This is a genomic window from Kitasatospora sp. NPDC059827 (assembly GCF_042731675.1).
Classification (GTDB): Bacteria; Actinomycetota; Actinomycetes; order Streptomycetales; family Streptomycetaceae; genus Kitasatospora.
Window position 1 is genome coordinate 1 of the sequence record NZ_JBHWIV010000160.1, and the last position, 6,463, is coordinate 6,463.

The window sequence follows — 6,463 nt, forward strand, 5'->3', positions numbered from 1 at the left end:
GCGGGCGCGGCCCCCCCCCCCCCCCCCGGGGGGGCGCCGGGGGGGGGGCGCCCCCGGCCGCCCGGCCCCCCCGGCCCCCCCCCCCGCCTCCCGCAGCCGTCCGGCGCCGATCAGTTCCGCCACCAGGGCGATGTCCCGCTCCATCCCGCGGTCCCGGTCCAGCACCGGCGACACGGCGCGCACCGACGCGTGCACGGCCGCGGTCGGGCCGCTGAGCCGCTCGGGGCCGCGCAGGTCGGCGGCCTGGCAGAGCGCCAGCAGGTGGATCGCGGCCACCTCGCGCACCAGCTCGACGACCGTCCGGGCGTCCCGGGCGGCGATGGTGCCCATGCTGACCTTGTCCTGGTTGTGGGCCTCGGTGGAGCGGGAGAACGAGGTCGCGGGCATGGTCAGCTTGAGCGCCTCGGCGACCAGCGAGGAGGCCGCCAGCTGCAGGGACTTGAAGCCGTGGTGCAGGCCCGCCTCCCAACTGTCGTCCGGGAAGCGCGGGATGAGGTTGGCGGTGAGTCCGTTGTTGTACTTCTCGTCCACCACCAGCTGCAACTGCCGTTCCAGCAGGTCGCCCACGCTGGCGACGGCGGTCTTGAGCGAGTCCATCGCCTGGCCGATGTGCCCGCCGTAGAAGTTGCCGCCGTTGACGACCACGCCCGCGTCGGCGTCGAACAGCGGGTTGTCGTTGGAGGAGTTGATCTCCACGTGGGTCCAGTCGGCGGCGAACGCGAGGGTGTCCCGCAGCACGCCGTTGACGTGCGGGGCGCAGCGGATCGAGTACCGGTCCTGGACGGCCTCGGCCAGCCGCCGGTAGCCCGTCCCGTCGGGCATCGGGTCGGCCGGGCCGCCGTCCTGGTCGCCCTCGTACGGGCCGTCGCCGAGCCGGCCGAGCAGCCGGCGCACCGTCCGGGCGGAGTCGGCGGTGCCCGGGTGCGGCTTGTGGTCGAAGACGAACGGGTCGAAATGGCGCGGGTTGCCGTTCAGGACCTGGGAGGCGAGCGCGGTGCACAGATCGGCGGCGAAGGCCAGTTCGGTCGCGTCGCGCAGGGCCAGGACGGCGAAGCCGGCCATGAAGGAGGTGCCGTTGACCAGCGCCAGCCCCTCCTTGGAGGCCAGCACCACCGGCTCCAGGCCCTCCTCGGCGAGGGCCTCGGCGGCGGGCCGGGCCTCGCCCCGGTGCAGCACCGTGCCGTGGCCGGTGAGCATCGCCCCGAGGTAGCTGAGCGGGACGAGGTCGCCGCTGGCGCCCACCGAGCCGCGCTCCGGCACCACCGGCAGGATGTCCTGCTCCAGGCAGTCCAGCAGCAGTTGGACGACCTCCGGGCGGATGCCGGAGTTGCCGCGCGCCAGGCAGTTCGCCCGGGCGATCACCGTCGCCCGCACCACCTCGGGCGAAGCCGCCGGTCCCAGGCCGCAGTTGAAGCCGCGGATCAGGTTGGCCTGGAGCGCCTCGACCTTGCGCGGCGAGATCTGCCGGGTGTTGCTGTCGCCGAAGCCGGAGGTGACGCCGTACACCCGCTGCCCGGAGTCGACGATCGCGTTCTTGAGGTCGACCGACCGCTTCATCCGGTGCACCGCGCCGTCCGACAGCGCCACCCGCCACGCCTTCGGGCGACGGGCGGCCGCGGCGGTCTCCTTGACGGTGAGCGAGCGGCCGTCGAGCAGCAGGTCCGCTCTGGGGGCACGGGACGTGGCCGGACGGTCCTGGACCCACTGCGAACGCTGCGTGCTGTCGGACGACAACTCAACTCTCCTGTCTGCGGGCGACCCGGGGCACCCGCCACGGCCGAGGGCGGAACGGGGCGGAACGGGGTGGGCCGGGGGTCCGAGGGCGGGTCCGCGCGCGACTGCGGCCGACCGGAACCTCGACTCCCCCCTGTTGACCTCCTATCACCCTACGTCACCACGATCGGCCCGCCGCACCACGACGTGTCCCCTTCCGGGGGAAGCCGCCGCCGCTCACACGGTGCGCAGATGGAGGTCCGACCCGGCCGTCCCGGGGGCCTCCACGCCGGGGTTGAGCCGCATCGCCCGGTCGTAGTCGCCGCCGGTCAGGGTGCGGTACGGCACCGGCGCGTCGGTGAACAGCCGGTCGAGGCGCTCGCCGTACGCGCGGGTGGCGGCGGCGAAGCGGTCGGCGGGCAGTCCCACCGTCTCGTGGACGGCGAAGGGCTCCAGCGGCGCCATCCCGGTGAACCAGAACAGGCCGTGCTGGAGCGGGTACAGCACGTCGGCGAGCCGCCCGTGGATGCCCCGGTCGGAGAACGCCGTCCCGGGGGCGCCGACGGTGGTGGCCAGCAGCGCCCGACGGCCCGCCAGGGCGCCCTCGCTGTACGGCGGCGGGACGGCCGGGCCGTGGGCGAACCCGAAGGTGAAGACCCGGTCGATCCAGCCCTTGAGGATCGCGGGCACGGAGAACCACCAGAGCGGGAACTGCAGGACCACCGCGTCCGCCCACAGCAGCTTCTCCTGCTCCGCCGCGATGTCGGGGGCCAGCCGGCCGGTCCTGGTGGCCTCGCCCTGGGCCGGCAGGATCTCCAGCCGGCGGTCGGCGGGGTGGTCCGGGAAGTCGTCGGCGTCCAGGGCGGCGCGCCACTTCATCGCGTACAGGTCGGACACCCGGACGTGGTGGCCGGCCGCGCGCAGGTGGTCGACGGCGAAGGAGGCGAGGGCCGCGGTGAGCGAGCCGGGCTCCGGGTGGGCGGTGACCAGGAGGACCTTGCGCGGCTCGCCGGGCGCGTGCTCCGGGGTGGCGGTCGTCGCGGTGCTGTTGATGGCGGTGCTGTCGATGGCGGTGGTGGTCACGGCGGTGGTGGTCATGGGGAGAGCCTCGCCCGGGTGCCGCGCCGCAGCCAGAGCCCCCTGCGTCCGGAGGATTCGCGGTCCTGGTACTGCCAGGACCACCCAGAGCCGGGGGAAGCGCCCGCCCTGGGCGGCGAGCACCGATACTTGAGGGCATGCACAGTGTGGAGACCAAAGCGCTCGGCGAGTTCCTGAAGGCCCGTCGGGCCCGGGTCGCGCCGGAACGCCTCGGCATCGCGGGCGGCGGGCGGCGCCGGGTCCGCGGGCTGCGGCGCGAGGAGTTGGCGCAACTCGCGGGTATCAGCGTCGACTACTACGTCCGGCTGGAGCAGGGCCGGGCCACCCAGCCCTCCACCGAGGTGCTCGACGCCCTCGCCCGGGCACTGGACCTCGCCCCGGCCGAGCACCGGCACCTGACCACCCTGGTCTGCGGCCGGGGCGACGCCGCCCCCGCGGCCCGGGTCAGCCCGCTGCTGCGCCGCACCCTGGACGCGCTCGCCCTCGCCCACTCCCCCGCCTTCGCCACCGACCACCGCCTGGACGTGGTCGCCGCCAACCCGCTCGGCGCCGAACTGATCGGCGGCGTGGGCGAGTCGGGGCGCCGCGACCGGAACCAGGCCCGCTACCTCTTCCTCGACCCGGCCGCCCGCGGCGTCCACCCCGACTGGCCGGCCCGGGCGGCCGAGGCGGTCGGCCAGCTGAGGGTCGCCGCCGGCCGCTACCCCGGCGACCTCGACCTGAGCGCCCTGATCGACGAACTCACCGGCCTCAGCGCGGAGTTCCGGAGGATCTGGGCCTCCGGCGAGGTCGTGATGTGCGCTCCCGGCCGCAAGCGGCTGCACCACCCGGAGACCGGGGTGCTCACCCTGGACTTCGAGGTGCTCCACATCCCGGCCGCACCGGGCGAGACCGGCCTGGTGGTCCACGTCTTCGGCGCCGGGCCCGGCAGCCCCGAGGCCGAGGCCCTCACCCGGCTCGCCGCCACGCCGGGCCGCTGAGGGACCGCCAAGGCGCCAAGCCCCCGAGGCACTGACACCCCGAGGCACTGAGACCCGAGGCCCCGAGGCCCCGAGGCACCGAGGCACCGGGCGGCCACCGCACCGACTTCCGGTGTCGCGATGCGCACCCGTTCGCAACACTCCTTCGCATACGCTCCGTAATCGCGCCGTTCCGTGCTGTCATGGCTCTGCAAACTCCCCGACACCCATCGCGCTCCGCGCGGGAAGGCAGACCCATGGGCAGACCCAGATTCACGACCGCGGCGACGACCGTCCTCCTGACGGCTTCGGCACTGCTCGCCACCGCGGGCGGCCAGGCCCACGCCGAGGCCGGCCAGGACAACATCACCATGCTCAAGCAGGAGAAGTCCCAGTGGTGCTGGGTCGCCTCCGGCCTGACCATCGCCAAGTTCCAGGGCCTCGGCAGCACCCAGGCGGACTTCTGCACCCGGGCGCAGCCCTACTACGGCTGCAACAACCAGCCGGCCACGCTCGACGACATGGCCCGTGGCTGGAGCAGCCTCGGGATGACCCGCACCGGCACGGGCCTGACCCGCGCAGCCGCGTTCAACGAGGTGTACACCGACGTCAAGGCGGCCCGGCCGGTCGCCGCCCGGATCGGCTGGACCTCCGGCGGCGGCCACATGAACGTGGTCTACGGCTTCGACACCTCGAAGAACACCGTCGCGGTCGCCGACCCGTGGCCGGACACCGCCACCTACACCTGGTGGAACTACGCCGACTACGTCAGCAACAGCTCGTTCAAATGGACCCATTCCCGGATCGGCATCTCCAGGTGAGGCGGACGGCCATGCACAGCACCACGACACCCGCCGGGCCGGCGAGCACCCGCCGCATCCGCCTGGCCGCCCTGCTGGCGGCCGGCGCCTGCGCGCTGCTGCCGCTCGCCGGGCCCGTCCACGCGGCCCCGGCCAAGGACCCGCTCCCGGCGGACATCCCGGACTACACGGCCGCCCTGGAACTGGTGAAGTCCGCCGACGTCCGCGACGCCGTCTGCCGCTTCCTCAGTGCCCCACTGCCCCGGAAGGACGCGCCCCCGGCGGCACAGACGATCCCGGACCAGGCCGAGCCGTGCGCGGGCCTGCCGGCCTTCACCGTCAACGATCCGCTGGCCCTGAACGAGCTCACCCCCGGGTTCGTCGCCGGGACGGCCCTGCCGCTCGCCTCCCAGGCGATCCGGCTGAGCTACCTGGTCTCTGCCCTGAACACCACGGTCAACGGGCGCAACGCCACCGTCCTGCTCGCCCCCACCGAGGGCGGGGGCTGGCACCTGGCCGGCGTGCGCGACGGCAACAGCGACGCCACGTACGCCGGAAGGGCCACGCCCGGGACGCTGGTGTTCAGCGAGCCGCAGATCCGCGGCTGGTACCAGCTGCGGCTCACCACGGTGGAGCCGCTCAACGACCAGGCGCGGCTGGGGCTGGACGGCCGACCCTCGGCCTCGCTGAGCGAGTACCAGAAGCTGGTCAAGGCCCGCTACGCCGACAAGCTGCCCGGCTCGGAGTACGCCGCCGCCGGGATGTCCAGCGGCTACGGCACCGCGGCGCGGACGGCGGCGGCCCCGTCCTCGACGCCCGTCGTGATCGGCGGCGCGGCCGCGGCGCTGGCGCTGGCGGGCGGCGTCCTCGCGTTCCGCCGCCGTCGCAGCAGCACCCGCTGACCCACGGGCTCCTCGCCCCGCCGGTCCGACCCCCTCCGGGGCCGGACCGGCGGGGCGTCGGCATGTCGGCGCCGGGGGCGCGGGTCCGCAGCGGTCCTGCCCCTGCCGTTTCCAGGGCGACTGGGCTACCTTTACCGACAGAGTGTCGGGAAGTCATGAACTTAGGTTAGGCTAACCAAAATTAGCGGGGCTTCCGCCCCGGCCGCATCCGATCCCTGGAGGCCGCATGCCCACGCCCGAGCCCGTCCCCTTCTCCACCGTGCTCCGCACCGCCAGCAGCGAGGAGCACGAGGCCGCGGAGCACTCCTCGTTCATGAGCCGCCTGCTGGGCGGGCAGCTCGGGATCGACGCCTACGCCGAGCTCACCGGCCAGCTCTGGTTCGTCTACCGGGCGCTGGAGGAGCGGGCCGAGCAGCTCGCGGAACACCCGCTGACGGGCCCGTTCATCGACCCGGCGCTGCTGCGCACCGCCGCCATCGAGCGCGACCTGGCCCACCTGCGCGGGCCCGACTGGCGCACCGGACTCGCGCCGCTGCCCGCCACCGCCGCGTACGTGGCGCGGATCGAGGAGCTGGCCGCCGAGTGGCCGGCCGGCTACCTCGGCCACCACTACACCCGCTACCTGGGCGACCTGTCGGGCGGCCAGATCATCCGGGGCCTGGCCGAGAAGGCCTGGGGCTTCGAGCGCAAGGGCGACGGCGTGCGGTTCTACGTCTTCGAGGACGTCACCAACCCGGCCGCCTTCAAGCGCGACTACCGGGCCAAGCTGGACGCGGCGGGCGCGGCGATGGACGAGGTGGAGCGGCGCCGGGTGGTCGAGGAGTGCAAGCGGGCCTTCGTGCTCAACGGGGCGGTCTTCCACGACCTCGACGGCCGCTACCCGTTGAGCGCCTGACCGTCCGGAGCTGCGTCCGGAGCCGGGCTGCCCGGGCCTCGACCGCCCGGGCGGCCCGGGCACCCGCCGCGATCGCACCGGCCCCCGCGAGTACCC

General features: G+C 74.4%; 6 protein-coding genes. 4 read left to right on the top strand and 2 right to left on the bottom strand.

Going from position 1 to position 6,463, the window contains the following annotated elements; translation table 11 throughout:
• Both hutH and ACFV8H_RS40945 read right to left on the bottom strand, forming a co-directional pair.
• Positions 1-1,734, bottom strand: a 1,734-nt coding sequence (gene hutH / locus ACFV8H_RS40940) for a histidine ammonia-lyase (RefSeq protein WP_380409814.1), incomplete at its 3' end; no start/stop codon positions are given.
• A 216-nt stretch (positions 1,735-1,950) separates the two neighbouring features.
• Positions 1,951-2,811 carry an NAD(P)H-dependent oxidoreductase gene (locus tag ACFV8H_RS40945; RefSeq protein ID WP_380409816.1) on the bottom strand — a complete coding sequence of 287 codons (861 nt, stop codon included), beginning with the start codon at positions 2,809-2,811 and terminating at the stop codon, positions 1,951-1,953.
• Between the two features lie 137 nt (positions 2,812-2,948).
• On the opposite strand from ACFV8H_RS40945, the gene ACFV8H_RS40950 reads away from it, so the two are divergent.
• The 4 genes from ACFV8H_RS40950 to ACFV8H_RS40965 all read left to right on the top strand — a co-directional run bounded on the left by ACFV8H_RS40950 (position 2,949) and on the right by ACFV8H_RS40965 (position 6,367).
• Positions 2,949-3,791 (top strand): helix-turn-helix domain-containing protein, encoded by an 843-nt coding sequence (locus tag ACFV8H_RS40950; protein ID WP_380409818.1) that lies wholly within the window; start codon positions 2,949-2,951, stop codon positions 3,789-3,791.
• 236 nt (positions 3,792-4,027) lie between these two features.
• Complete coding sequence (locus tag ACFV8H_RS40955) at positions 4,028-4,591, top strand: papain-like cysteine protease family protein (protein WP_380409819.1); 564 nt, start codon at positions 4,028-4,030, stop codon at positions 4,589-4,591.
• 11 nt (positions 4,592-4,602) lie between these two features.
• Positions 4,603-5,472, top strand: a complete 870-nt coding sequence (locus ACFV8H_RS40960; protein ID WP_380409821.1) for a hypothetical protein — start codon at positions 4,603-4,605, stop codon at positions 5,470-5,472.
• A gap of 226 nt (positions 5,473-5,698) precedes the next feature.
• Entirely contained in the window at positions 5,699-6,367 is a 669-nt protein-coding gene (locus ACFV8H_RS40965) for a heme oxygenase (biliverdin-producing) (RefSeq protein ID WP_380409823.1), read from the top strand.
• The last annotated feature ends 96 nt before the right edge of the window (positions 6,368-6,463 follow it).

Excerpts from the sequence above, each read along its gene's own strand:
- ACFV8H_RS40945 (WP_380409816.1), bottom strand. The coding sequence starts at position 2,811 with ATGACCACCACCGCCGTGACCACCACCGCCATCGACAGCACCGCCATC.
- ACFV8H_RS40950 (WP_380409818.1), top strand. The coding sequence starts at position 2,949 with ATGCACAGTGTGGAGACCAAAGCGCTCGGCGAGTTCCTGAAGGCCCGT.
- ACFV8H_RS40955 (WP_380409819.1), top strand. The coding sequence starts at position 4,028 with ATGGGCAGACCCAGATTCACGACCGCGGCGACGACCGTCCTCCTGACG.
- ACFV8H_RS40960 (WP_380409821.1), top strand. The coding sequence starts at position 4,603 with ATGCACAGCACCACGACACCCGCCGGGCCGGCGAGCACCCGCCGCATC.
- ACFV8H_RS40965 (WP_380409823.1), top strand. The coding sequence starts at position 5,699 with ATGCCCACGCCCGAGCCCGTCCCCTTCTCCACCGTGCTCCGCACCGCC.